General features: G+C 40.2%; 23 protein-coding genes, 2 rRNA genes and 1 pseudogene (1 of these 26 running past the window's edge). 12 read left to right on the top strand and 14 right to left on the bottom strand.

Annotated features, from left to right (window positions below; all coding sequences use genetic code 11):
• A 23S ribosomal RNA gene (locus tag AC0L7T_RS22835) occupies positions 1-2167 on the top strand; it begins 720 nt to the left of the window's first position.
• Positions 2168-2270: 103 nt separating this feature from the next.
• Positions 2271-2382 (top strand): 5S ribosomal RNA (gene rrf, locus AC0L7T_RS22830).
• 679 nt (positions 2383-3061) lie between these two features.
• Here the strand turns inward: rrf and AC0L7T_RS22825 are convergent.
• Positions 3062-3982: a TolB-like translocation protein gene (locus tag AC0L7T_RS22825; protein ID WP_473338660.1), complete on the bottom strand. Its 921-nt coding sequence runs from the start codon at positions 3980-3982 to the stop codon at positions 3062-3064.
• 261 nt (positions 3983-4243) lie between these two features.
• Here AC0L7T_RS22825 and AC0L7T_RS22820 point away from each other — a divergent pair, with 261 nt between their 5' ends.
• Genes AC0L7T_RS22820 through AC0L7T_RS22810 form a run of 3 tightly spaced genes read left to right on the top strand, consistent with a single transcriptional unit; the run spans position 4244 to position 5845 of the window.
• Positions 4244-4543: a DUF2752 domain-containing protein gene (locus tag AC0L7T_RS22820; RefSeq protein ID WP_473338659.1), complete on the top strand. Its 300-nt coding sequence runs from the start codon at positions 4244-4246 to the stop codon at positions 4541-4543.
• Positions 4528-4905 (top strand): TM2 domain-containing protein, encoded by a 378-nt coding sequence (locus AC0L7T_RS22815; RefSeq protein ID WP_473338658.1) that lies wholly within the window; start codon positions 4528-4530, stop codon positions 4903-4905. The genes AC0L7T_RS22820 and AC0L7T_RS22815 overlap by 16 nt, the downstream gene beginning before the upstream one ends.
• Positions 4898-5845 (top strand): DUF4097 family beta strand repeat-containing protein, encoded by a 948-nt coding sequence (locus AC0L7T_RS22810; RefSeq protein ID WP_473338655.1) that lies wholly within the window; start codon positions 4898-4900, stop codon positions 5843-5845. Before AC0L7T_RS22815 ends, AC0L7T_RS22810 begins: the two co-directional genes overlap by 8 nt.
• Before the next feature lie 101 nt (positions 5846-5946).
• Here AC0L7T_RS22810 and AC0L7T_RS22805 read toward each other — a convergent pair whose 3' ends face one another.
• From AC0L7T_RS22805 to AC0L7T_RS22755, 11 genes are all read right to left on the bottom strand, one after another.
• Positions 5947-7455: an IS1634 family transposase gene (locus AC0L7T_RS22805; protein WP_473338654.1), complete on the bottom strand. Its 1509-nt coding sequence runs from the start codon at positions 7453-7455 to the stop codon at positions 5947-5949.
• A 606-nt stretch (positions 7456-8061) separates the two neighbouring features.
• Positions 8062-8259 (bottom strand): cold-shock protein, encoded by a 198-nt coding sequence (locus AC0L7T_RS22800; protein ID WP_014020889.1) that lies wholly within the window; start codon positions 8257-8259, stop codon positions 8062-8064.
• A 159-nt stretch (positions 8260-8418) separates the two neighbouring features.
• Positions 8419-9456 carry an aspartate--ammonia ligase gene (asnA, locus tag AC0L7T_RS22795; RefSeq protein ID WP_473338652.1) on the bottom strand — a complete coding sequence of 346 codons (1038 nt, stop codon included), beginning with the start codon at positions 9454-9456 and terminating at the stop codon, positions 8419-8421.
• A gap of 103 nt (positions 9457-9559) precedes the next feature.
• Complete coding sequence (locus AC0L7T_RS22790; protein ID WP_473338651.1) at positions 9560-10714, bottom strand: lactonase family protein; 1155 nt, start codon at positions 10712-10714, stop codon at positions 9560-9562.
• Positions 10692-11087 carry a monovalent cation/H(+) antiporter subunit G gene (mnhG, locus tag AC0L7T_RS22785; RefSeq protein WP_473338650.1) on the bottom strand — a complete coding sequence of 132 codons (396 nt, stop codon included), beginning with the start codon at positions 11085-11087 and terminating at the stop codon, positions 10692-10694. The genes AC0L7T_RS22790 and mnhG overlap by 23 nt, the downstream gene beginning before the upstream one ends.
• Entirely contained in the window at positions 11080-11355 is a 276-nt protein-coding gene (locus AC0L7T_RS22780; protein ID WP_473338648.1) for a cation:proton antiporter, read from the bottom strand. The genes mnhG and AC0L7T_RS22780 overlap by 8 nt, the downstream gene beginning before the upstream one ends.
• Complete coding sequence (locus AC0L7T_RS22775; RefSeq protein ID WP_473338647.1) at positions 11352-11831, bottom strand: Na+/H+ antiporter subunit E; 480 nt, start codon at positions 11829-11831, stop codon at positions 11352-11354. The genes AC0L7T_RS22780 and AC0L7T_RS22775 overlap by 4 nt, the downstream gene beginning before the upstream one ends.
• 11 nt (positions 11832-11842) lie before the next feature.
• The gene (locus AC0L7T_RS22770; protein ID WP_473338646.1) at positions 11843-13351 is read right to left on the bottom strand and encodes a proton-conducting transporter transmembrane domain-containing protein; all 1509 of its coding nucleotides are present in this window, start codon (positions 13349-13351) and stop codon (positions 11843-11845) included.
• Positions 13348-13701: a Na+/H+ antiporter subunit C gene (locus AC0L7T_RS22765; protein ID WP_048642461.1), complete on the bottom strand. Its 354-nt coding sequence runs from the start codon at positions 13699-13701 to the stop codon at positions 13348-13350. Before AC0L7T_RS22765 ends, AC0L7T_RS22770 begins: the two co-directional genes overlap by 4 nt.
• A gap of 1 nt (position 13702) precedes the next feature.
• Positions 13703-14113, bottom strand: a complete 411-nt coding sequence (locus AC0L7T_RS22760; RefSeq protein ID WP_473338644.1) for a Na+/H+ antiporter subunit B — start codon at positions 14111-14113, stop codon at positions 13703-13705.
• Positions 14114-14115: 2 nt separating this feature from the next.
• Entirely contained in the window at positions 14116-16422 is a 2307-nt protein-coding gene (locus AC0L7T_RS22755) for a putative monovalent cation/H+ antiporter subunit A (protein WP_473338643.1), read from the bottom strand.
• 243 nt (positions 16423-16665) lie between these two features.
• On the opposite strand from AC0L7T_RS22755, the gene AC0L7T_RS22750 reads away from it, so the two are divergent.
• From AC0L7T_RS22750 to AC0L7T_RS22740, 3 genes are all read left to right on the top strand, one after another.
• Positions 16666-19224, top strand: a complete 2559-nt coding sequence (locus tag AC0L7T_RS22750; protein ID WP_473338641.1) for a phosphoenolpyruvate carboxylase — start codon at positions 16666-16668, stop codon at positions 19222-19224.
• A gap of 247 nt (positions 19225-19471) precedes the next feature.
• Positions 19472-19903: a hypothetical protein gene (locus AC0L7T_RS22745; protein ID WP_473338640.1), complete on the top strand. Its 432-nt coding sequence runs from the start codon at positions 19472-19474 to the stop codon at positions 19901-19903.
• 804 nt (positions 19904-20707) lie between these two features.
• A complete protein-coding gene (locus AC0L7T_RS22740; RefSeq protein WP_473338639.1) occupies positions 20708-21445 on the top strand; it encodes a YqjF family protein in 738 nt (245 codons plus the stop codon).
• 415 nt (positions 21446-21860) lie between these two features.
• Here AC0L7T_RS22740 and AC0L7T_RS22735 read toward each other — a convergent pair.
• Positions 21861-22037, bottom strand: a pseudogene (locus AC0L7T_RS22735) (IS91 family transposase); the annotation flags it as partial.
• Between the two features lie 106 nt (positions 22038-22143).
• On the opposite strand from AC0L7T_RS22735, the gene AC0L7T_RS22730 reads away from it, so the two are divergent.
• From AC0L7T_RS22730 to AC0L7T_RS22715, 4 genes are all read left to right on the top strand, one after another.
• Positions 22144-22512 (top strand): hypothetical protein, encoded by a 369-nt coding sequence (locus AC0L7T_RS22730; protein ID WP_473338638.1) that lies wholly within the window; start codon positions 22144-22146, stop codon positions 22510-22512.
• A gap of 325 nt (positions 22513-22837) precedes the next feature.
• Positions 22838-23080 (top strand): DUF6364 family protein, encoded by a 243-nt coding sequence (locus AC0L7T_RS22725; protein WP_242067829.1) that lies wholly within the window; start codon positions 22838-22840, stop codon positions 23078-23080.
• Entirely contained in the window at positions 23080-23493 is a 414-nt protein-coding gene (locus tag AC0L7T_RS22720; RefSeq protein WP_020891419.1) for a type II toxin-antitoxin system VapC family toxin, read from the top strand. Before AC0L7T_RS22725 ends, AC0L7T_RS22720 begins: the two co-directional genes overlap by 1 nt.
• A 177-nt stretch (positions 23494-23670) precedes the next feature.
• Positions 23671-24054 carry a hypothetical protein gene (locus AC0L7T_RS22715; protein ID WP_473338637.1) on the top strand — a complete coding sequence of 128 codons (384 nt, stop codon included), beginning with the start codon at positions 23671-23673 and terminating at the stop codon, positions 24052-24054.
• A 76-nt stretch (positions 24055-24130) separates the two neighbouring features.
• On the opposite strand, the gene AC0L7T_RS22710 is transcribed toward AC0L7T_RS22715, so the two are convergent.
• Positions 24131-26293 carry a prolyl oligopeptidase family serine peptidase gene (locus tag AC0L7T_RS22710; RefSeq protein ID WP_473338635.1) on the bottom strand — a complete coding sequence of 721 codons (2163 nt, stop codon included), beginning with the start codon at positions 26291-26293 and terminating at the stop codon, positions 24131-24133.
• Between the last annotated feature and the right edge of the window lie 63 nt (positions 26294-26356).

Below are 26356 nucleotides of genomic sequence, written 5' to 3'. Positions count from 1 at the left end.
CCATGGCCAGGTTGAAGCTCTGGTAAAACAGAGTGGAGGACCGAACCGATAAGCGTTGAAAAGCTTCCGGATGAGCTGTGGGTAGGGGTGAAAGGCCAATCAAACTGAGAAATAGCTCGTACTCCCCGAAATGTTTTTAGGAACAGCGTCGGGAATTGTATGATGGAGGTAGAGCTACCGATAGGACTAGGGGGAGTCAAATCCTACCAAATCCTGACGAACTCCGAATGCCATTATACAGAACCGGCAGTGAGGGCTTGGGTGCTAAGGTCCAAGTCCGAGAGGGAAAGAACCCAGACCTACCGCTAAGGTCCCAAAATCCGCGCTAAGTTGAACAAAGGCGGTCCAGCTGCAGTGACAGCCAGGAGGTTAGCTTGGAAGCAGCTATTCCTTTAAAGAGTGCGTAACAGCTCACTGGTCGAGCGGCAGGGCGTCGATAATAATCGGGCATCAAGTGCGGTACCGAAGCGAAGGAAAGTATTTATATTTTGGTAGGGGAGCATTCCAGCGACAGTGAATCCGGATGGTAATGTCCGGTGGAGTTTCTGGAAAAGCAAATGTAGGCATAAGTAACGATAATGGATGGGAACAACATCCACACCGAAAGACCAAGGATTCCTGATCAACGCTAATCGGATCAGGGTCAGTCGGGACCTAAGGATAACCCGAAGGGGGATTCCGATGGAAAATGGGTTAATATTCCCATACCGAACATACAGGTAATGGGGCGACGGAGTGTTGAAAGATCCGCCCGGTGACGGAATACCGGGTTAAAGGGTGTAGGTATTTGGACTGTAGTAAAATGCGCAGTCTTAGCCGAACCTGATAGTACCAAGCGTCTTCGGACAATTGGATAGTGGTCCTAAAAGCTTCCAAGAAAAACCTCTAGCGTTAAGCGTATGTTCGCCCGTACCGCAAACCGACACAGGTGGTTGGGGAGAGTATCCCAAGGTGCTCGAGTGAATCATGGCTAAGGAACTCGGCAAAATGGCCCTGTAACTTCGGGAGAAGGGGCGCCTCCTCTTGCTTCGGTGAGAGAGGCCGCAGTGAAAAGGCCCAGGCGACTGTTTATCAAAAACACATGGCTTTGCGAAATCGAGAGATGAAGTATAAGGCCTGACACCTGCCCGGTGCTGGAAGGTTAAGGGGGGACGTTATCGTAAGAGAAGCGTTGAACCGAAGCCCCAGTAAACGGCGGCCGTAACTATAACGGTCCTAAGGTAGCGAAATTCCTTGTCGGGTAAGTTCCGACCTGCACGAATGGTGTAACGATCTGGGCACTGTCTCAGCCATGAGCTCGGTGAAATTGTAGTCGCGGTGAAGATGCCGCGTACCCGCAACGGGACGGAAAGACCCCATGCACCTTTACTGCAACTTAACATTGGTATCGGGTACACGGTGTGTAGGATAGGCCGGAGGCTGTGAATCGGCGTCGCTAGGCGTTGAGGAGCCACCGTTGAAATACGGCCCTCTGTGTGCCTGGTATCTAATCCCTGAAACAGGGAGACATTGTTTGGTGGGTAGTTTGACTGGGGTGGTCGCCTCCAAAAGAGTAACGGAGGCTTCCAAAGGTTCCCTCAGCACGCTTGGTAACCGTGCGTGGAGTGCAATAGCATAAGGGAGCTTGACTGTAAGGCGTACATGCCGAGCAGGGTGGAAACACGGGTATAGTGATCCGGCGGTACCGTATGGAAGGGCCGTCGCTCAAAGGATAAAAGGTACGCTGGGGATAACAGGCTGATCTCCCCCAAGAGCTCATATCGACGGGGAGGTTTGGCACCTCGATGTCGGCTCGTCACATCCTGGGGCTGGAGAAGGTCCCAAGGGTTGGGCTGTTCGCCCATTAAAGTGGCACGCGAGCTGGGTTCAGAACGTCGTGAGACAGTTCGGTCCCTATCTGTTGCGGGCGTGAGAAGTCTGCGGGGGGCTGTCCTTAGTACGAGAGGACCGGGATGGACCGACCGCTGGTGTACCGGTTGTAGTGCCAACTGCACCGCCGGGTAGCTAAGTCGGGAAGAGATAAGCGCTGAAAGCATCTAAGTGCGAAACTCGCCCCAAGATGAGACTTCTAAACAGGGCCGTCAGAGACGATGACGTTGATAGGCTGTAGGTGTAAAGTCAGAAATGACATAGCCGAGCAGTACTAATAGCCCGAAAACTTGAACACCTTTGCTACGTTGCATTTTCCACAAGACAAGTCAATTTACTTTAAGACATATCGTAATAATTAACGAAATTAAGTGAGCGCTAGCGATAGCAACCACGAAGATTTAGGCGGCCCGGCGCAGGGGACCCACCTCTTCCCATCCCGAACAGAGAAGTTAAGCCCTGCCGCGCCGATGGTACTGGGGTTACACCTGGGAGAGTAGGTCGCCGCCTTCATTATTACAGACCCGTAGTTAACACTACGGGTCTTTTTTTTTGCCCTTTTCGCTGAATTAACCTACTAAAGCCCTAACTTTTTTAAGAACCCTGTTCTCGCATAGGGTTATAAGGTCTTAGTACTTAATGTACAAGGTGGTTTCCCTGCCAGCAACACTATTATTAAGGCCAAGCTATGAATCTATATTTGGTGCTATTAAACAGGCCAAATCCAGACTTATCCGAATCAAAGATTATAATTAAAGCGTATTTAACAGAAAAACACATTAGTAAAATAGAAAGGTGTAGATGCAATCTACACCTAGCGCATATCCTTGCTAAGTACAAGGTGGGTGATTATGCAATGGTATTCGTATTAGCCTGTCTTGTCTTTCCTCAGGAAGGATTGGGTATCCATAATTTAGTTTATTCTCCCGGATGACCTTCACTTAGTCCCCCCCCTCTAAGCCATCAATTTTACCTAAAAAAAACAGCTTACTTTTATTAAGTAGATTTAACCAAGATATTTTTAATAGGGAAAGTACGTCCCTAGAATAGAAAGGTGTAGCTGCAACCTACACCTGGTTTTTACCAAGGATTGGAGCAGAGGTAAAGGGGAAAACAGTTATTTTGAATTTATTATCTGCTGTAGCCGAAAAAGTTATTGTTCCGTTAAATTTTTCACTCAACCAAATGCAAATCAATTTATTGTTTCCATTGCTAGGACCAGGTTTTTATTGTCTGGACTTAAGGCTATTCTGCTAATGTTTCTGTACCCGGGAATATTTAAAGTAGCTATTTCTTCCCAATCTGTACCTTTGTTAATGTTTTTAAGAAAAATAGAATTTTCTCTAGTCATTAATATATTGTTTTTGTCTAACCAAAAGAAATCTTCCGCATTGCCTAGAGCTGTACCAATAGTTTCTAATTGTCTGTTGATTATATTGAAAGCTTTTAATTCATAAATGTCTTTGCCGTCTGAAACTATATTTGAACTTTTATCCAAGTAAACGATTTCGTCTGTTCCTGGGCGTGACTTGATACATCTTCCTGGATTTTGAGCCACTTCAAATATATCTTCTCTGCTATAGGGATAGACCAATCGATTTGGTGTTCCCGATAGAAATAAAGATGCTGTTTCCCCATGCCAGCCGTAGTAACCGACTGGTTGAATATCATCATAAAGCAATTCAGGCTCTCCGAAGTTTATAGGGTACAACCATAAGCGTTGGCTACTGTCTTTCTCCACGGTTACTGCAGATATGTACTGTCCACAACTCGTAATGTCCGGAGAGAATTCACTTGTATCCGAAGTTCTGGTCATGTTAGTGAATTTTTCACTGTTCAGGTTGTACATTATTATGTCAAAATTTCCCGATTCATCTTGAGAGGCGAATACCAATTGACTCTTGTTTATAAAAGTAGGCTGGTTGTCATAATACTTTCCTGAAGTAATTTTCTTAGCTGTTTCTGGAAAAATAGTAAATCCAAATAGGCCTTTTTTTGCTTGGATTAAAAACAAATCTGTTGATTCCTGGGCAAAACCAAAGGTTAGGCTTAGAAATAATAGCGTCGTTAAGAATATACTCATGGATTTGTTTTTACCGCCGAACATTTTCATTTTAAGCATGTTTTTGATAGGTCAATTAATTTTCTAATGTACAAAAATGCTACTTGGATTCATTACCAAATTTGACACAATTCCTCAGTCTCTTTACCGGATTGGTATGGGGTTAATAATTTATCGGTTTCTCATTATTTAATAATGTACGATAATGGACATTATTTGTATCTTAATCGAACACTTCTTTTCCTTTAATTGGCCTATACTGCCTCCAATAAGCTATTTAATAACTGGCATTCTATTCGTATATTGATTGGTATGAAAGTTAACCTATCAGGAACTTTGGAATTGATTGTATGGCTGCTTGCACTAATAGGCTTGTATGCTTTTGGAGGAGAATCAGCACATACTTTTAGTTTATGCCCATTGGATAATTTGGGATTTACCTGGTGTCCGGGCTGTGGAATAGGTCGTTCCATGCATTATTTTATGCATGGGGATTTCAGAAGTTCTTGGAACTACCATCCATTGGGATGGTTTGGAGTTGGCATTATTTTATTTAGAATTATTGAATTAATTAAACTGAAAATAAAAACGAAATTATGGCAAATGTATTGAGACACCTACCGGAATTGGAAGGTATGGAATTAGGTTATGTTCAGGGATTATTGAAGGACATGAATGAAGAGCAAGCAAGTTTGTTTGCTCAGGTTTACCGAGCCAGAAGAAAGGATAGTCAAATGATTTTAATATTGACGCTTCTTGGTTTTTTTGGTTTCGCGGGTATTCATAGGTTTATTTTGGGTCAGGTTGGACTTGGAATCCTATATTTACTTACTGTAGGTTTATGTTTTATTGGTACCATAGTGGATTTGATCAATTATAAAAGCTTAACCTATGAATACAATATTAAAATGGCGCATGAAACGCTCTCCTTGTTGGCAATAAATGATGACTATAAAACGAATAAAGATGAGTAGGTATCCTGTATTGTTTTTGTTTGTATTGGTCGGGTTTTCGGGATTACAATTTAGCTGTAACCCATTACCATTGGAAATCATCACGGATATGGAGAATTCCTATGAAGGAATTACTAAGGTCAATGTGAATGGTGGTGCTCTTGAAATTAGTTATACTGGAGGAGAAGGAACGGAGAGTGTAAATATTGATGCTTTCGTAGAAGCCAGTGATTCTGAAATGGAAGGGGTAATTGTTAGGAGAGTTGGGGATGAATTGAATGTTAATTTTGATTCCGGTAGGAATGGCTCTTTTTTTTCTGCTATAAATGTGAAAGGGTATATAAGTCTCACCGGGCCAGTTGACATGGCGGTAAATATCAACAATTCATCAGGCACCATGGAGGTCGTAAATGTCAGTAATGATGATATTGTATTGAAAGGAAGTTCAGGCAAGATTGAGGGCAGGAATCTGAAATCCCCAGATTTAAGAGTGAAGATTTCCTCGGGTAAACTGGAATTAGAAAATATTGAAGGAAAATTAAATATGGAGGTATCATCAGGTATGGGGAACCTTGATGGTATGAAGGGGGATGTTCAATTTAGAGGGTCTAGTGGAATGGTTGTTTTATCAAATATTGAGGGCCTTCTTTCAGGTAGTATGAGTTCTGGTAAAGCAGATCTTAATAGGGTAAGTCAATTAGGGGCGATCAGTCTGTCTTCAGGAATGCTGGAAGCGAATCAATGTGGCATTGGCCCGGAAACCAATCTATCTGCATCTTCAGGTTACATGAAGGTAAACACTACCTCTTCCTTGAAGGATTTTAACTTTGACTTCAATGTTGGTAGTGGTAGGCTCAGTATTGGAGACCAATCTAGCAGTGATGACCTGTATGTAAACAATGATTCGGAAGTGACAATCAAAGGCCGAATACAATCAGGTAAGATGGTAATCAGTGATTAAAGAGAAGGTGTGGTTTGGTATGTTTTGTTCTGTGTAGAAGGAACTTAACCCAACTTGGCTATTGAGTAAATTAACATTTTGATTATTAGTGTTTTACAAAATCAGTGGTACACTACATATTTTTTCACTGCCTTTTGTGTATCCGTACAGCCAGTGGCCTTGTAGATCTGTTGGACTTCCCTGATTGGCTTTGAGGGTTTTCTTATGTGGATATCCTTTTTATCGGTTGGCAGTTCTATGGTCTGGATGGTCTGTGTGGCCATGATGCGCAGGATATTCTTCCAGTCATGACGGATGCCTTTTTTCCGGAGCATGTACCGGATGGTATTTACCAGTTGATAGGCCAATATGGTCAGGTAGATGTGTGCTTCGATCCTTTCGTCATTTTGATGGAAAACTGGTCTGATGCTCAGGTCAGACTTCAGGCATCTGAAGGTAGATTCCACCTCTCTTATGGTGTTGTAAATATCCCAAAGCTCTTTTTCCCCAGGATCCTTATAACTGGTACGGATAAAATATACCCCCTTTTCCTTCTCATCTCGTACCGAGTCGGCCCTGCGTTCCCATTTTATGTCGGTGGCTGTCCCTTTGGACTGCTCTACGTTGACCTGATATCTGCCGGATGCCCGATTGTGTTTTTGCTTTGCCCTGCCGATCCGCTCCCATACTTTTTCAACCTTTTTGGTGCCTCCCTTTTTGTTGAGGGCCGCTCTGATGCCTTGCAGCTCTTCTTCAAAACGCCCTGCCAGTTTTCCGGCCATTGATTCTTCCTTCTTCCTTTTGGCAGCACTCTGCACGTACATCCAGGTGTCTGAATAGCCTTTAGGGTGGAAAATGGCCAGCTTCACTTTGTTCTTGTCCCTGTCGGTAAACTGGCTGACGGTTGTTGCCGCCGAATAATTCCGAAGCCTTTTGCGTGATACGCAGACATAGTCATAGCCCTTTTCCCTAATCAGGGCCAAGTTGTCCTCCGTGGCAATCCCGGCATCCATCACGATGGTCTTTTTATGGGCCTTGCCACTGTGTCTTTCCAGGTCTTCCACCATATCGGAGAGTGTGTTGGTATCAGGCTTGTTGCCTTCGTAGATACGGGAGTGCCGGATAAATCCCTGGGCATTGATAACCCCGGTAAAGACCACCAACGGACAGTCGCTCCTCTTTTCCTTGCTTCTTCCATGGAAGGCTAACTTACTGCCCTTTTTGCCTGTCTCAAAATAAGTATTGCTGATATCGAAGATGACCAGCTTGTCCTCAATGTCAAACATATCGGTGATATGGTCATATAAGAAACTGTCAATCTTCTCTTTGTGGGCGTAAAGTTGATCGGAAACTGCATAAAGCTGTTTATGGGTGATCGAAGAGCGGTATCCGAAACATCCTGCCAGTTCGCTGTTCATCTCCAGCAGCTGTGCGGTTTTGTACTCGGAACTGGAAAAAACAGCCCGTGAGGCGATGGCTATCAGTGCCTTATCAGCCTGCTTACCCTCAAAACCCAGGTTGAGCAGGCATTCCCTTAGCTTAAGCTTGTCCAATACCTGCCTGCACAAATGTTCGCCGCCAAAGCTCTTCACATCGGCCACTTGAAGTCCTTTGATATCGACATGGTGCATCTCGGCCCTCTCGGGTGCCGGGGGGATGGAGACCTGGTCCGGTTCTGGCTCGCCGTATTTGATAAGGTACTTTTCGTAAAGAGACAAAGCCAGTGTGTGCAAATATTCGGGGGCATCATGGGGAAAGATGTCGGGTTGCATGAAAATCTTCGATTTAAGCATGCTCAGGACAATTTTCCGGTTATCCTTGTCTGCCAGAAGGGGGTCTGAGCCCAGGTACAGTATGACGTTCTGTTTGACTTTTCCTTCAATCCTGGAGGTTTGAACCAGATTGTACTGGAAAAAAGTTTTGCTGTCTTTGCTTCGCTGTTTTTTGACTTCCCTGATGAACATGACACAAATATAGGAAATGTAAAATAAACAAACAACAACCGTACATCACTACAAATGAAAAAAGCCAAAATAATCGGCCTTTAAACGCAATAAAGGCACTTACACCTCTGAAAATTCATGAAAATATGATGCGTAGAGCCAAGTTGGGTTAAGGCTATTCGAAACTGTGGATATAATGAAAAAAAATATATCAAACCACTTATATAAAAAAGTATTGGTAAACAAAAAAAGCAACCTTTAAGGTTGCTTTTCAATACTGATGTCAATGTTATGTTATGCGTTAACTACCTTCACATTCACTGCATTCAGACCTTTTCTTCCTTCTTTAAGGTCGAAGGATACGTCATCGTCTTCTCTGATTTCGTCAATAAGTCCTGAGACATGCACAAAATACTCTTTTGATGATTCATCATCGATAATAAAACCGAATCCTTTGGATTCATTAAAAAATTTTACTTTTCCTGTGTTCATAATAATATTAATTGATTGTATTTACTGGGGTAAAGATAAGAATTCTTTTTGCAAAAAAAACTCTTGAATAAATTTATTTTCAGGAATTAAAAGATTACATAAAATGTTGTGGCCATACATTTGACATAAACAGTAAGATTCAACCCTTTTATAGGATTATTATTTCATCAATTCTATACCTTCTTTAAGGCACTTTTGAACTTCATTCTCTGGCCATATTCCTGATTGTACTTCACCAATATGTTTTTTTCTTAACAAAAACATACATGTTCTTGACTGGCCAATGCCACCACCAATACTTTGTGGCAATTCTCCATTCAATAACTTTTCGTGGAAGAATAATACACTTCTTTGCTCTTCACCAGAAACTTTCAATTGGTGCGCTAAAGTTTCCGCATTTACTCTTATTCCCATAGAGGAAAGCTCGAATGAGTTTTCAAGAAGCGGATTCCAAACTAAAATATCTCCATTTAGCCCTTTATATCCTTCTGAATTGAAACTACTCCAGTCATCATAATCTGGTGCTCGACCATCATGTTTTTCACCATTACTTAATTCATCGCCAATACCAATGAGGAAAACAGCTCCATGTGCTTTGCATGCCTGGTATTCTCTTTCTTTGGGAGTTAAATCCGGGTATTCCTGTAGTAGATCTTCTGCTTGTATAAACTTAATTTTCTCAGGTAATATAGGAGTTATCTCTGGGAAAAGTGAGGAAATATTTTTTTCCAATTCCTGAAAGATGCCATAAATACTTTCTACAACTTCTTTTAAGTATTCTAAACTTCTATCAGAATCGCTTATTTTTTGCTCCCAATCCCATTGGTCGACATATAAGGAGTGCTGGGGTGAGTAATCTTCATCAGGCCTTAAGGCTCTCATGTCTGTTATAATCCCCTCTCCATTTTCAGTTTCAAGTTCAGCTAATTGCCACCTTTTCCACTTCGCTAGTGATTGTACTACTACTGCAGGAGCATCCGCTTGGTTTTTAATTGGAAATCTTACAGGGCGTTCAGTTCCACTTAAGTCGTCGTTAATACCTGTTCCATCCATTATCACCAGTGGACAAGACACCTTGAAAAGGTTCAGTTTTTCAGACATCAAAGCAGGGAATTTTGTTTTGATAAGGTCTATGGCCTTCTCTGTCTCTCTCCTGTTTAATAAGCAATTGTATTTCAGCTCACTAGTTGCCGGCATGTTTTTATATTTACTATGTTCACTATTTGTCATTCTTCTCAAAATCGCCCCAATATTAAGGAAAAGAATTGATTCAAGAAAATATCCTGGTCCTTACCCATAATTAAGGTAAGAAATTGATATAAACGGGTTTGTATATATCTATCTGTATATCAGTTGATTCTAATTTCCCGGTTTCTATGTCTCTTTTGAAAGCCAAGATTGTATTTGAGTCTTGATTGGCAGCCAATAGGTATTTTCCGTCAAGCGTAATATTGAAGTTTCGCGGAGCTTTTCCTCCGGAAGAAATGGTCTGAACATGAACCAAATCACCTTTATCTATGACTTTAAAGCAAATTAACTCATTTGCTTCTCCACGATTAGAGGCATACAAGAATTTTCCATCAGGGCTTAACCGTACTTCAGCAGCACCTACTTTTCCTTCAAAAGTCTCTTCTGTCAATTTATGTGTTGATAAATGCCTAAGTTCTCCATCATTGTACGCATAAACGCCAACTTCCGCAGAAATCTCATGTATCAAATAAAGTTTATCTCCTTCTTCATTGAATACCATATGCCTCGGTCCGGCACCGGGAGCAACATGTAACCTGAAAATTGGTTCTGGATTCAAAGGTTTTTCCTTATTGCTATTGAAATCGTATACATCAACTTCATCCGTTCCGAGATCAGCTATAAATAGGTTGCCGTCTTTGGGATGAAATATTGCTGAATGCACATGTGGTTGTTTTTGCCTATTGGGAAGGAGGCCACTTCCTTTATGCTTGATCACTTGAGCAGCAGCTTTGAGTTGCCCATCTTCATTGACAGGAATTACCGTAAAATCACCTGATGAATAGTTCGCTGCAATTACAAATCCTTCACTTGGATCCATGGTGATGTAGCAAGGTGATTCGCCCTCCGCAGATACCGTATTTAATTTCTTTAGCTTTCCATCGTTAAAACTGAAAGCACTTACTTTCCCTCCTTCTTCACCACCGGTTTCTTGCACTGTATAAACACGGTTCTGTGCTTTATTGGCTATGACAAATGATGGGTTTTCCGGATCTGAAGCAGAGGATAGAATTTTTATTTCCCCAGCTTCCGGGTCAAACTCCATAAGGTGTATCCCTTGTTCCGGAGAATTGGTATAGGTTCCTAATAAAAACTTATGCGTAATAGGCATCTCTTTGACCTTTGTTTCTGCTTTTTCATTGTTGCTTGTTCCGCAAGCAATGCATAGCATAATTATACTGCTATTAAATAGATTTTTTATTTTCATTTTTTTCTTCGATTTCTTCCATACCACTGGCCAATCCATGGGTTTTGGGATGGTATTTACCTTTGAGATCATCCTCTTTTGATTTTGACCATAATTTCACACCCGAGAAATAGGATGCCCTACCGATCATATGGGCACCTACTGGGGCGGTTAATAAAATAAAAGTAATGATTGCCAACACTCTGGAGGTAATCCCTATTTCATTGAAATAAATAGCGGCAGAAATTAATAGCAAGCCAATACCTAAAGTAGCGGCTTTAGTGGTTACTGAAATTCGCAAATAAAGATCAGGCATACGAATAACGCCAATTGCCGCCAGTAATATAAATATTGCTCCTAGAGCACTTAATATTATGATCAGGTAATCATTCATTTTTTTCTCTTTTATCTAAATAATAAGAAAATGCAACAGTGCCTAAAAAGGCAATTAAGGCCATGATCATGGCGATATCTAGAAACGCCGGCTGATCTGTATAAATACTATAAATAGTAATGATACCAATACCTGTGGTAAGCAATAGGTCAAGAGCTACCACCCTATCTGAAAGGGTAGGACCAATTAGAAACCTAATAAATATTAGCAAGGTTGAAATGGCCAAAAGAGGAAGTATTATATAGTATAGGAAGTCGTATACACTCATCTCAATATCTCCAAAAGTTTACGTTCAAATCCATTTTTTATATCGGCAATAAAAGCTTCTTTATTTTTCACATACATGGCATGTACATAAAGTACTTTTCGGTCATCAGAAACATCCAGACTCAGTGTTCCTGGGGTCAATGTAATGAGGTTGGCAAGTAAGGTGATTTCCACATCAGTCTTGGCATCTAACGGGATTTTGATGATTCCAGGCTTCATAAAATAGCTGGGGGTACTCACATCGTAGGCAACCTGTAAGTTGGCTTTGATCAATTCAAACAAGAAGAAAAAGATGAAAGAAATAACCTTTGGTCCACGAGAAAGGTAACGGTTATTTTGCTCGTCCCTGGAAATAAGCCACAGCAGAAAAAAGCTCAGTATAAAACCAAATACGAAATTAACAAAAGAGAAAGTACCTGTTACTGCCAGCCAGATAAAGGAAAGCAATAGGTTACTAAGAAACCTGGTTTTTATCATTTTCTATTTAATTAATTGCCTAAAACTGCTTGAATATAAAGCGTAGGGTCCATTAGATTTTCAGCAATTTTGATTGATAATCGCATGACCCATTCTGCTCCAAAGCCTATTCCCAAAGAAATTACAGAAAGAAAAGCGATAGAACCCACCATTGCTTTTCTCTTCAGAGGTTTCAAGGCATCGTAATACTTGATGTGTTTTTTCACAGGTAACTCAGGACCATCCTTCCAGAAAACCTCTGACCACATGCGGGCTATTATGAATAAGGTAAGGAAACTTCCCAATATTATGAAAACCACCACCAAAATATTTGATTGATCCATGGCACCTTGAATCATTAAGAGCTTGCCCCAAAAACCTGACAAAGGAGGAATACCTACCAATGAAAAGAGAGGAACGGCCATTAAAAGGCTCATCTTTGGATGTTCTTTATAAAAGCCTCCAAGTAAACGCATGGAATAGGTACCCTTAAATTTGAAAATCAAGCCACTTACCATAAAGAGGTTTGTTTTAACGATGATGTCATGAACCAGATAAAAAATGGCACCTGCGATGGCTAAAGTACTGTATACACCCAGGCCTGCTAGCATAAATCCAATGTGACAAATGATCAGGTAACTAAAGACTTTTCTAATGTTGTTTTGAATCAATGCGCCAATACCTCCTGATAGGATGGTGAAAATCGCAATGGCCATGATCACCGTTGAAAGAAAGGTGTCAGGGATGAAAATCAAAGTAAACACCCTAAGCATGGCATAAACACCTACTTTGGTAAGTAAACCTCCAAAAATAGCTGAAATGGCTGGTGGCGGAGTATGATAAGAAGCAGGTAACCAAAAATAGAGCGGGAACACTGCGGATTTAATTCCGAACCCAACAAGGAACAGAATGGCTGTGACATTGACCAAACCTCTGTTTTCTATTTCTGCTACCCGAAGAGAAAGATCGGCCATGTTCAAACTCCCTGTCAAGCCATACAATATAGCGATGGCTGTAAGGAATATGACCGAGGCCAATAGATTCATGGTGACATATTTAATGGCACCTTCAATTTGGGCCTTCTCCCCGCCGATCGTTAGCAACACAAAAGAGGAGATAATGATGATTTCAAACCAAACATAAAGATTAAAGATATCCCCAGTAAGAAATGCGCCACTCAAGCCCATGATTAAAAGGTGAAAAATAGGGAAATACCCGAATTTGATGCGGGCGTTTCTTACACTACCTACAGAATACACAGAGACGGCAAGACCTGCAATAGCTGTAAGCAATACCAGAAGGGCACTGAATGTATCTGCAACAAAAGTAATACCAAATGGAGCTTTCCATCCACCTGCTTGCATGATTTGAATGCCTTCACTGTCCACTTTAATCAAAAGTAGCAAGCTTATTACAAGCGCTACCAGGGAGCCAGTTACAGAAATTAGCTTTTGAATATTCTTACTGCTCCAAGAGAACATCAGCAATATTGCGATAAAGAGCTGTAAAATTACCGGTAAAACAATATAAGGGTTGTTCATAAGTCTTCGTCGGTTGCGTTCATTTCGTCCAGGTCATCTGTTTTAACCACTTTATAGGCACGCTTGATTAAAATAATGGCAAAGGCCTGTAATCCAAAACTAATAACTATGGCGGTAAGGATTAGTGCCTGAGGTACTGGGTCTGCATAAATTTCTCCCAACATCTTTTCTGAGGATGCGATAATAGGGGGTTTCCCTTTAACTATTTTTCCTAATAAAAATATCAATAAATTGGCTCCATTTCCAAGCAGGATCAAGCCGATAATTAGCTTAACCAAACTTCTTCTCAGCATCATGTAGATGCCGGCGGCATATAAGAGTCCTATAATTATTACCAATAAAATTTCCATATTATAAACCTTCTGATATGGTGAAAATAATGGTGAGGGTGACACCAATAACTACCAGGTAAACGCCTGCATCAAAGAACAAGGCAGTACCAACTGATCCGATCACTGGGACAGCATTCTCCAACCATAGACCAGTCATAAATGGCTCCCCAAAAAACAGGGGCAGGGCACCAGAGGCCAGGGCCAGGAGTAACCCTACTGGCATTAAGAAACCAGGGTGAATGGACATGATGTTTTTAGTTTTTTCTATTCCATTGGCAAATGAATGGATCACGAAAGCAATAGATGCCATCAACCCACCGACAAAGCCACCGCCTGGTAAATAATGTCCACGCAATAATATAAAGATGGAAAAGAGCAATAATAAAGGAAGCAAGTATACCGAGGCAGTCTTGAATATGATGGTTTTCATAATTATTCTTTTTCAGTACTTTTAAGATGGAGTTTTAAAAGGCCAAATACGCCAATGGCTGCAATGGCCAAAACGGTGATTTCTACCATGGTATCAAAGCCTCTAAAATCAACAAGGATTACATTGACCACATTTTTACCTTTTCCAAGAATATAGGCGTTCTTCGCATAGTATTCACTGATCTCCTTGGTTACGGATTCGTTCATCACTTCTAGCGTCAATACACTGATAAGTGCACCAAATACAAGCGCCAACAATCCATCCCTGATTTTATCATTGTTGTCAGGAAGAACAAGGTACCTGGGAAGGTTATACAAAACCAAAACAAATAAAATTACTGTCAAGGTATCTATCGAAAACTGAGTCATGGCCAGATCCGGCGCAGAATAGAATAAAAATATCATGCAAAAGGAATAGCCAACGACACCTAAAGAAGCCACCGCAGTAAGCCTGGATTTAGAGAAGACGGTAAAGAAAATTGCTGAGGCCATTATAAGGATTACAATTGCCTCATAAAAGGATACCTCTGTGAGTTTAGCGGTGTCGACATACAACTCTACCCCAGTGAAGAAGCGATAGCCCAGTAAAATGCATAAAAAAGAAAGGATGGTGATCAAGTAGTACCTTAAGTAGCCGTTTTGAAAAAACCTGGTCCAATGTCTGCTTAACGAAGCAAAGCCATTTGAAATAGCAAAAATAATTGATTGAGGGGAGACTTTTTCAAACCTTTCTACCTTAGAAAGCAACCCTGCTGAAGGCTTTAAAAGGAAATATAAAACGGTGCCCGAACCAATAGTGATAGCACTCAATAATATGATCAGGTTAAAGCCATGCCAAAGTTTCAGGTGAAAATCCGGTGCTATTCCGGTGACTGCCTGAACTGCAGGTTTTATGATACTTCCTTCAATTAATCCAGGTGCTAGGCCAAAGACTATCCCCAATACACCAAGTAACAAAGGAGGGACGTACATGGCAGGACTTGGAAGGTGAATTTTCTCGAATTTTTCCGGCAACTTGCCAACAAATGGTTTTATACCGGCCAAAAAACCTGCAAATAATAAGGCAGCATTGGTAAAGATGGCCAATCCGGTGAGCAGCCATGCAATGTCCCCCATTCCAAGAGTAGCCTCATAAATCAAATCTTTTCCAAGAAAACCGAAAGAGGGAGGAATTCCTGCATTTGATACGGCTGCAAGCATGGCAGCAATCCCCACAGGAAGCATGACTTTGTTTAAACCTCCAAGTTGTCGAATATCTCTGGTACCTGTTTCATGGTCAATAATGCCAGTTACGAGAAAAAGCGTCGCCTTATATAAGGCGTGAACTAAAATGAAGACGGAAGCAGCGAGTAAAGCCTCTTTCGTGCCAAGACCAATTAAAAATACCAATATGCCAAGGGCTGAAATGGTAGAATAGGCCAGGATTCCCTTGAGGTCTAGCCTAAATAAGGAGTGAATCGCTGCATAAGTCATGGTTATGGCACCGACAATGATGAGGGTGCTGTTCCACCATTCATGATTTCCCAATATTGGCGTAAACCTGGCGAGTAAATAGATCCCTGCTTTTACCATTGTTGCTGAATGGAGGTAAGTGGATACAGGGGTTGGGGCTTTCATAGCACCGGGCAACCAGAAATGAAATGGGAATTGGGCGGATTTTGTAAATGCTGCAATAAATAAAAAGAACAATACCAATCCATAAAGGCTGTTTGATTGAATGGATTCAGCCAGAGGGGCAAGGGCAGATATTTGATATACGCCCGTTATTTGACCCAAGCCGACCATTGCCGCCATCAAAAATAGCCCTCCAAATCCAGTCACGGCCAAAGCAGTAATGGCTGATTTTCTTGAAGCAGGATTGTCATTATTGAAACCGATCAAAAAGAAGGAACTGATACTGGTAAGTTCCCAGAATATAAAGAGGGTATATATATTGTCAGACAATACCAATCCAAGCATGGAGGCCATAAACATGGAAAGATAGCCATAGAACCTATCAAGGTAATGGTGTCCTTTGAGATAGGCTGAGGTATAAATAAAAACAAGGGTACCTATTCCACTGATCAGTAAAACAAAGAGGTAAGATAAACCATCGAGGTTTAAATCCAGGTTTACACCTATGGACGGAACCCATTGATAACTAATCTTTAAAGTTTCTCCTGCTAAAATTAAGGGCAGTTTTGAAAGGAAAAACCCAAAAATTGAAAGTGGCAGGATAGCAACCCAAATGGTAGATTTAGGCTTCAACCAACCCATGATCAGTGGGATTACTAAAGCAAAAATAAATCCCGAAATTATGGCAATCAACATCAGCGATTATTTAACGAGTTTGTTTAACGAAAGCCCAAAATACGAAAAATAATGTGATTTGAAGGGTCTTATATTATCGTTTCCATCAATGGTTAGTTGTAAACCTTAATAAGGTACTGATTGTAAGCAAAATATATTAAATGAGACAATTAGTAGAGAAATTATACCAGCGTTTTGATGTATAAAAGCAAAAAAATGTGCATTTTTGAGATATTGCAAAGAATAAATTTAACATTTTCAACCATGGCAAACATCTACGAGACTGAAGTCGCAAAGCGTTTCACGATTTATAACAGTCTGTTTTTAGACCTGCCCTTTGACCAAATATACAGAACAGGCACACTTTTGCCGATCTTATCTGAGGCATGCCAAAGTGGGTTTCAAAAAAATAAAACGCCTAAGGAAATTATCCGTCAATTCTTTGAGGAACTTATGACGGATAAATCTGAAGAAGAAAGGCATGACCTGCTTTTTAAAATGGTCCAATATATAGAACGCCAGGTGGTTTTGTTTGATTCGATAGAAGATGCTTCTTTCGAAAAATTCAATGACATCAAAGGTAAAGGTACCATGACGGCATTGATTGCCAGAGCAGAAAACGATCATAAAAAAGAAGAGCTTATAGAAAAGCTAAAAACCTTTTCTGTCCGCTTGACTTTAACGGCACACCCTACACAATTTTATCCGGGCAATGTACTGGCCATTATTACGGACCTTGAACAAGCCATAAGGAAAAATGACTTGGGTGATGTTGATCTTTTACTTCGCCAACTTGGTAAAACAGCTTTTATAAATAAAGAGAAACCTTCTCCTTATGAAGAGGCTGTAAGCTTAACCTGGTTTTTGGAATATGTGTTCTATCCGAGTATATCGGATATCATGATCCGTATCCTTAACCAGTTGAATTTACCGCTTCATGATTGGGAAAACCCCAACTTGCTGAAAGTAGGATTTTGGCCAGGTGGCGACAGGGATGGAAATCCTTTTGTTACCCATGAAATAACCAAAAAGGTAGCAGACAAGCTTCAAAACAGTATCCTGAAATGTTACTACAGAGATATCCGAAAAGTTAGACGTAGATTAACTTTCCATAATGTGGAAAGTTATCTGATCAAAGCTGAGAAGGGGATTTACAACACCTTGTTTAGAGGTGAAGAAAGTGGTGAAGTCTTTAAATCTAAAGATGAATTACTTGAAGTTTTGTATGCCGCAAGAAAAGGCATAATAGAAGAACATGGTGGCTTGTCCCTGGAGTTGTTGGATGAGTTCATACTAAAAGTGAGGGTTTTTGGCTTTCATTTTGCCAGTATGGATGTAAGGCAGGACAGCAGGAAACACGATGATCTTTGGGATGCACTTATCACTAAAAATGATGGTGAAGCTGCATTAGAGGCTTACCATAAAGGGGATGAGAATGCAAAAATCCAAAAAATCCTTTCTGTAGAGCAATTGCCAGAAACCAGTTCTATGGAAGATCCTTTCCATAGAGAAATGCTTGAGAGCATCTCATCGATAGCTTATATTCAGAAAAACAATGGACCGATGGGTTGCCACAGGTACATTATTTCCAATAACCAGTCTTTACTGCATGTTTTGGAGGTTTTTCAGTTAAATAAATTATTGCTATCAAATGGTGGTGATCTTTTACTGGATATTGTACCATTGTTTGAGACCATTGATGACTTGGCAGCTGCCCATGGCGTCATGGAGGCGCTTTATAACAATAAAATTTACAGAGAACACCTGCGCAAGCGAGGCGACAAGCAATCCATTATGCTAGGCTTTTCTGACGGAACCAAAGATGGAGGTTATATCAGAGCCAACTGGTCTATTCTTAGAGCCAAAGAGGAACTGACGAAAGTAGCCAGACAGGATGGAATAGATGTTGTCTTCTTTGACGGCAGAGGTGGACCTCCTGCCAGAGGTGGTGGGAATACCCATAATTTTTATGCTTCACTCGGTCCAAATGTGGAAAACCGTGAGATTCAAATCACCATTCAGGGACAGACCATTAGTGCCAATTATGGCAAGCCGGTAAGTTGCTCCTACAATTTGGAACAATTGCTAAGTGCTGGAATGGAAAGTCATTTGTATCCCTCAAGTGAAAACAGTCTGACTGAGAAACAAAAGTCACTCATTGATGAGATGGCAGATATAAGTTATAAGGCTTACAAGGAACTCAAAAATCATCCACAGTTTGTTCCCTACCTGGAAAAAGTTACGCCATTGAAATTCTTTGGAATGACCAATATTGGTTCCAGACCAGTGAAAAGAAGTAAAGGGGGTAGCATGAAATTTGAAGACTTGAGAGCCATACCTTTTGTAGGTGCTTGGGCTCAAATGAAGCAAAACATCCCTGGTTTCTTTGGGGTAGGCAAAGCCATCGAAGAGTTGGAAAAGCAAGGCAGACTAGGAGAAGTGCAGCAGTTATACAAAGATTCTTTGTTTTTCCGCTCACTTTTGGGTAATTCTATGCAATCTCTTGCCAAGGCCTTTTACCCTGCAACAGCCTATCTTAAAGAGGATCCTGTATATGGAGGTTTTTGGGAGCTGATGTATGGTGAATACCAAAGGTCATATGATAAAATTCTTACCGTAGCAGGTATGGGCACTTTACTAGAGGACAGTCCAGTAAGTAAAGAATCCATTGCCATAAGGGAGAGAATTGTTTTACCTTTGATCACCATCCAGCAATATGCCATTCAGACCATGTTAGAAACTGGAAAAGAAGACAGGGCTTTACAAAATCTGATTTTAAGAACCATGTTTGGAATCATTAATGCTGCAAGAAATGCCGCATAACAAATAGTAAAAATCATTTTATACTATATATAAAAGGCCACTGTTACAGTGGCCTTTTTTTGTGAAAAAATCCCATGTTCTAAAAATGCTTTGTCCCTTTAGCATGCAATTCCATAAAATATAAATATAATTCTCTGTTCACACAAAGAGTGCTTTTAAAGTAATGAAAACTTAGTTAGATTGGCCTACAGTTGTATAGTGAATAAAGTGCACTATGCACTTTATTCGTACGTTGTAGCTCATTAAAATGAAAACTGACCAAGACATATTAAATGAAAAACTATTGGGAGAATTTATATCGCGATTCAGTGTCGGAGATACGTGGGATATGTACATTGGCGATTTCTATCTGATTGCACATACAATTGAATTTGAAGAAGAGAACTTAATTACCTTATTTCTGAAAGAGAAATATAGAGAATTCAAATTCAGTGTGGATAAAGAAGATATCTCAAAATCGACCATTATGGCTGCCAATCTGAGGAAACCAATAATCAAGATTAGTTTGGATGAATTAAAAAATCTTCAAATCGACTTTGAAAATGGATCAACAATGAAGATTCTGACAAGTACTGATATTGTAGATTGGCAATGGTGTGTCAATAGATCGGGGAAAGACCCTTACAACGACTATGACATTGCTTGCTTTTGGGCAGGAGAAACTAAAATAAAAGAATGAAAACGAGCTACAACAATTAAGCTACAATGATGCGAAGTAAGGCTTCGGTTCATTGTAGTCCCGATCGTCCGGGATTGGACTCAAGCTCCGGTAGCATTATTCTATGGGGATTGGATTGGTGTTGGTGGGTAATTCAGGGAATTACGTGGCAGTAAAATTGTTAAAAAGTATACGAATTGATTGTTTAGTAGTATTTTTAAGTCCTCGCTTCATTGATTTTTGAGGTCTTAAAAAACCTAAGATATAGGTTTTCCAGGGCTTCCAGTGAAGCCTTTTTGATAGAGTGTGATTATTGGCGAGGTTTTTCATTTAGGAGTTGTGGTAAGGGTGGTCCTCGCTCTGGGGCGATTAGCTTGGTTGTAATAAGCGTTTCATTTCCACAGCAGTGGCATCTTTCAGGATTGTAATTGAGCTTTTCCTTCGCAATCTGTACCCAAGAGTATTTAACTTTTTGCCATTTGGGTTGGTGGAGGTCTTTTTTTGCCAGATTTAGCTCTTTGTTCTTGTTTCTGGATGCCAAGAAAACATAATGGCGTATTCTAAAAAAGCCAGCAGGAAGAATCCCGAATCTCGGGACAAGTTATGCGATGAAAACTTTCTCAGGAATGTGCTTTCCCCTAATTTACTGCTATGGTTTAAAGAAGGCTATCGGTAAGCCGTATGAGGGAAAACTTCACTGCCTGCCCCGTATTTTCGGGGTACGGTTTGATGAAGGGTTGCTGATTCTTTATTGCTTATTCTTATCTTTATAGGTAATTAAATAGGGTAGGCTATCAGGCTCTACTCTACTAGCCAATTTGAGAAATGACAATCCGAGAGATATTAAATACGACCGAACACAGACCTTGGAAAATTCCATCTGAAAATTGGAAATTTTATCAAGAGTGGAATAATGCAATATTTCTTCATTATCAAGTTGACTTGTCTGAATTGAAAAAATTCGTTCCTAAAGAATTGGAAATTGACCTTTTTGACGGAAAATCCTGGATTTCGGTTGTTGCTTTTACTATGGAAAAGATAAGACCGAAAAACTTACCTGCTTTTCCACCGGTTTCGGATTTTGATGAAATTAATATTCGGACATACGTTAAGTCAAATAACAAAACTGGAGTTTACTTTTTGAGCATTGAAGGTGGAAAAAGTTTATCGTGTAAAGTTGCAAGAGGAATTTCAGAACTTCCATATAGGTTTTCAAAAATTAAAAGGACTGACCAAAATTATCAATCCCAAAATTCTGAATTTAATGACAAACTCAACCTTGAATTTACTGTTGGAAAGGAACTGACCGAAAAAACGGAATTGGACAAATGGTTAACGGAAAGATATGCACTTTTCCAAGAGACGGACGAATCGATAAATGAATTTGAAATCCATCATTTGGAATGGCCAATTAATGAAATGAACTTGCATCAATTGGAATTGAACTATCCGAGATTTGAAAAATTAATAAACAAAAATCCAAATAGAATTCATTATTCAAAGGGAGTTAAAGTATTGGCTTGGAAAAAAATAAAAAATAAGAAAACTACCTCCAACAACTAAGCCTTCTGACGGCTGGAATAGCCTAGTCTGAATGCTGTGTGTGCTATACATGGGCATCTGGTATCGAAGATACAAAATTATTCCAGCGGGTAAAAACCTGTGCCGAAGCATATTGGTAACCTGTGCCGAGTTTTACCGGTATCCCTTATGTGCGGGAATTAATGGCCTGAAACATTAGCAATTCTCAATGCCTGTCCCGCTCTTCGGAAGTTGTTTGCTGTAAAGCATGGAGTAAAGGCCTGAAGCCTCAGGTTATGTTAAAAGCGTGACTGTAAACCCTGGTTCCAACGAACAGCTCTTGTCCCGATTTTCGGGGAACTGGTTATGGAGGCCGGTAAGGTCGGATGGATATTCCGGAGCATGTTGCCCCTTAAGCTAATTGAAGCTTTTTAATTTGCTTCTTGATTTGGTGAAACTAGTTGGCTGGTGGCCCCCGCTGGTCGAATAGACCACTGTATGCAGTTTCCCGGTTTTGCAAGAAGGGCAACTCTGAGTGGAAAGCAGGTTTTTCCCCTACTTCTATTACGACCTGACCGATCTGCCTGTTGATATTGACTTTATGTGTGGCCTTAAAAGCACTGGCGAGTATGCCTGATACGGATTGATGAAATGGGCTGGTAGTTTGCTTCTTCTTATTATCTTTATAAGTATTTATAAAGTAGGCTATCAGGCGCTACTCTACTGCCCAATAGAAGATTATGAAAGGAAAATGGATTGGAAAATATTGGTTCTCAGGAAATGTACCAGATTCCTTGAAAGACAGAAAAACTGAATTCGAAATAATCATTGAAAGTTTCGTTAATTCTAAAATATCAGGAAAGGTTTCTGACAATATAGAGACGGGAGGAACTTCAGGCATAGGAATTATCTCGGGAAAAATTAAAGATAATAAGGTTAAATTCGTCAAAAAAATGCCAGTTAAAACGTCTGTTTTTAGAGATGGAACTAGAGTTGAGGAAAAGAAGCCACATAGACCGATTTACTATTCTGGAATAATGGATTCAGAATCGAATTTAATTAAAGGAACCTGGAAATTCAAAAGAGGTATTGGCTTTGTAAATGGGTGACTAGTAATTTATCCTAGAACAAGAGGTGAATGGGAAATGAAAAGAGCATAACACTGTATATAGTAAATAGGGTGTTAGAACACGTTCAGAACCTGATGAGATTATTGAGGCCTTGAAAAATCTATCTTAAGAAAAATTACTGACTGAAGTTCCTGAACTCCATAAAGAGCAAGAATTGCTTATAATTTAAAACCTTTATGATGGTACTCCTGCTACTGCAGTAAACTGATGGTCCTATAAAACCCAACGTCGTATAAGTGAAATCATAGTTAAGTGTTGCGTATAACGTATGATATTTTTAAATTTGCACGTACAATTTAGAGCTATGGATTCAAAACTGACCTTAAAACTTGATAATGGTGTGATTGAGCGTGCGAAGATGTACGCCAAAGAACAGAACATTAGCTTGTCCAAATTAATTGAAAATTATTTGGATGCACTTACAAAGGGAAATGCTGGAAAGGCAGAAGTAAGCCCGTTGGTCGAGAGTTTAACAGGTGTGGTTAAATTGAAAGAAGGTGCAGAGAAAAGAAAATACATTGATTATTTATCCAATAAGTATAATTAATGGATAGAATACTTGTAGATACCAATGTGGTTTTGGATTTATTAGGGAAACGGGAAAGTTTTTTAAAAGAGGCTCAGGAGCTATTTACCCTGGGTGATAAAGGAAAGGTGAAATTATTTGTGTCAGCACTTACTTTTGCCAATACCTATTATATCCTTTCTCAGCAATTGAAGGTTTCAAGTGCGAGAAAGGTACTGAGGCAGTTCAAGGTATTGGTTGAAGTTGTTCCCATAGATGATAAGGTGATTGAATTGGCGCTTGATTCGGAATTTAAAGATTTTGAAGATGCAATACAGTATTATTCTGCTATTGAAAATGGAGTTAGAATAATCATTACGAGAAACCAAAAAGATTTTAAGCATTCGAAGATTCCAGTATTGTCTGCCAAGGAATACCTCGGAATGAAAGGTTGACAAAGCTTACGGGGAAAATATCCATATTCTTGTATCCATCCGAAAATAAGCTCTTTTGTAAATGCTAGTCTGTTATAAACTGGTGACATTAAAACAAGTAGGAGGTAGATCCGATATTTTGCACATTTACTAAAGCGTATTAAATGAGGGGTTTTACAATCCTATTTTTTTCTAACCATGATCATTTATACCTCCCATGGTCAAACTGGAGATCCTTATTATCTAGGTCTCAATAATTATCCTCGATTAAAATTACCTCCTACTCTTCGTGTTGAAGGAATTAACGGTAAAATTATTACTCATTTAAAAATGGATACCCATGCTAATATTGTAAATATTGAATGGGTAGTGTTATTATTAAAAGACGGTGGAGGAAATTGGTTTATTCAGTATAGAGATGCTATAAATAAAGGCTATAAATGGAAGGATTATCCTCTCCCGATAAGACCATATGTTGATCTAATAGATGGAAAAATAAAAGAACTTGAGTTTAAAAGAGATGAACGAATACCAATACCTGCTGGCGATTGGTACTTTACCATTCCATATCAGGTTTTCTGAAAACTTGTATCATCCGTCCTGGCAATAATCGCAAATGATTATTTTAAAACCTAAATAGGTTACAAACATTCCTCTTCTACTCACTTTTTCCTCCAAAATCCACTCCCATATTATAAAGGGTGAAGGCGAAAATATCAGCCTGTTCCTCAATCACCTTCGAAGTAGGCTTGCCTGCACCATGTCCTGCATTGGTTTCGATTCGGATCAAAACGGGCAATTCTCCTTTATGGGCTTCCTGAAGTGCTGCAGCAAATTTAAAGGAATGAGCAGGAACCACACGGTCATCATGGTCGGCCGTAGTGATCAAAGTTGCCGGATAGGATGTTCCTTGCTTCAAGGCATGAACAGGTGAATAATTTTTAAGGTATCGGTACATCTCTTCACTCTCCTCTGCAGTTCCGTAATCATAGGCCCATCCTGCCCCTGCAGTAAACTGATGGTACCTTAGCATGTCCATAACTCCCACAGCAGGCAAAGCCACTCTAGCAAGATCAGGTCTTTGGATCATCGTAGCGCCCACGAGTAGCCCACCATTGCTGCCGCCTTTGATGGCCAAGTAGTTACTTGAAGTGTATCCTTCATGAATTAAATACTCTCCCGCAGCTATGAAATCATCAAATACATTTTGCTTTTGAAGCTTAGTGCCAGCCTTGTGCCAGTTTTCGCCATATTCTCCACCTCCCCTGATATTAGGTACTGCATAAATACCACCATTTTCTAACCATACGGTATTCGCTATGCTGAAAGCAGGTGTGAGGCTAATGTTAAAACCGCCATATCCGTACAATATTGTCGGGTTCTTGCCATTCAAGGCCAAGCCTTTTTTATGGGTGATGAGCATAGGTACCTTCGTGCCATCCTTGGAAGTGTAAAAAACCTGATGGCTTTCATAGGCTTCCGGATCAAAATCCAGTTGGGGTTGTCGGTAAAGTTTACTCTTCCTTTCTCTTATTGAATAACGATAAATGCTTCCCGGTTGCACATAGGAAGTGAAGGAATAATAAATGCTGTCTTGCGTTTTTTTGGAGGAGAAACCACTAACAGTGCCTGCTCCGGGAAGTTCGATTCTGCTTTCTTCCTTGCCTTCATAGTCATATTGGCGAATTTCGCTGATGGCGTCTTTTAAGTAAGTAGCAAATAGCTTCCCACCACCTTTGGATACTTGCATGACTTGTTCTTTTTCAGGAACAAGCACCTGCCATTTTTCCGGTTCGGGATTGTTCAGGTCAATTTTTACCAGTTGGTTGTTTGGTGCATCCTTGTTGGTTTGGACCAACAGCCATCCTTCCCGATGATCCAAAACGCCATGGTTGTTGTCCATGTTTGCTACGATGGGCTTGATGGTCCTACCTGCTTTGCTTAAATCTTTGATGTACAATTCGTTTCCAGTGGTGCTGTTAGCAGCACTAATAACAAGGACTTGACCATCCTCTGTAACAGTCCCTGAAACATACCTTTTAGGTGTTTCATCATTTCCAAACACCAATACATCTTCAGCTTGTGTGGTACCCAATTCGTGGAAATAAAGCCTGTGATCATTGGTCAATGCAGAAAGCTTGGATCCGTCAGGTTGGGCATAGGTACTGTAGTAAAAGCCTTTTTTTCCTTCCCATGAAATGCCAGTGAATTTGGCATCCTTGATTTGATCTTTTAATAAGGTCTTGCTATCGGTGTCCATGACATAAATATCTCTCCAATCCGATCCTGCGACAGAAACAGCATAAGCAAATAAACTTCCATCTTTGGTGAAGGCAATACTGGACAAGGAAGTGCTGCCATCTTCAGACAACTTATTAGGATCCAAAAAGACTTCTTCATTTCCTTCATCCCGGGACCTGTACAGCACAGACTGATTTTGCAGTCCGTCATTCTTAAAGTAATAAGCCCAGTCACCGTAGAAAAAAGGAGCCCCTACTTTCTCGTAATTCCATACTTTTTCAAGCCTTTCTCTTATGGCCTCTCTAAAAGGGATTTTATCCAGGTAATCAAAAGTGACTTTATTTTGGGCGATCACCCATTCTTTGGTGTTTTCAGCATAATCATCCTCTAGCCATCGATAAGGGTCTGCTACTTCTTCACCCCAATACAAGTCAACGTGATCAGATTTTTTGGTAATTGGGTATTCCACAGGTATAGGTTTGAAATGGTTTTCATTGGTACAGGCCAAGGTCAGAATTGTCAGACACAATAGACTGTTGTTTTTCAATTTTGGTAATAATATAAAGCCGTTTTGCATCATTTTCCTTTTTATGGCATTGATATAAACAATGGCGATTTTAAATACATCATTCTTTAAATTTAG

Source organism: Cyclobacterium sp. 10D3-21 (assembly GCF_055809755.1).
This window is presented reverse-complemented; position numbering and strand designations above follow the sequence as displayed.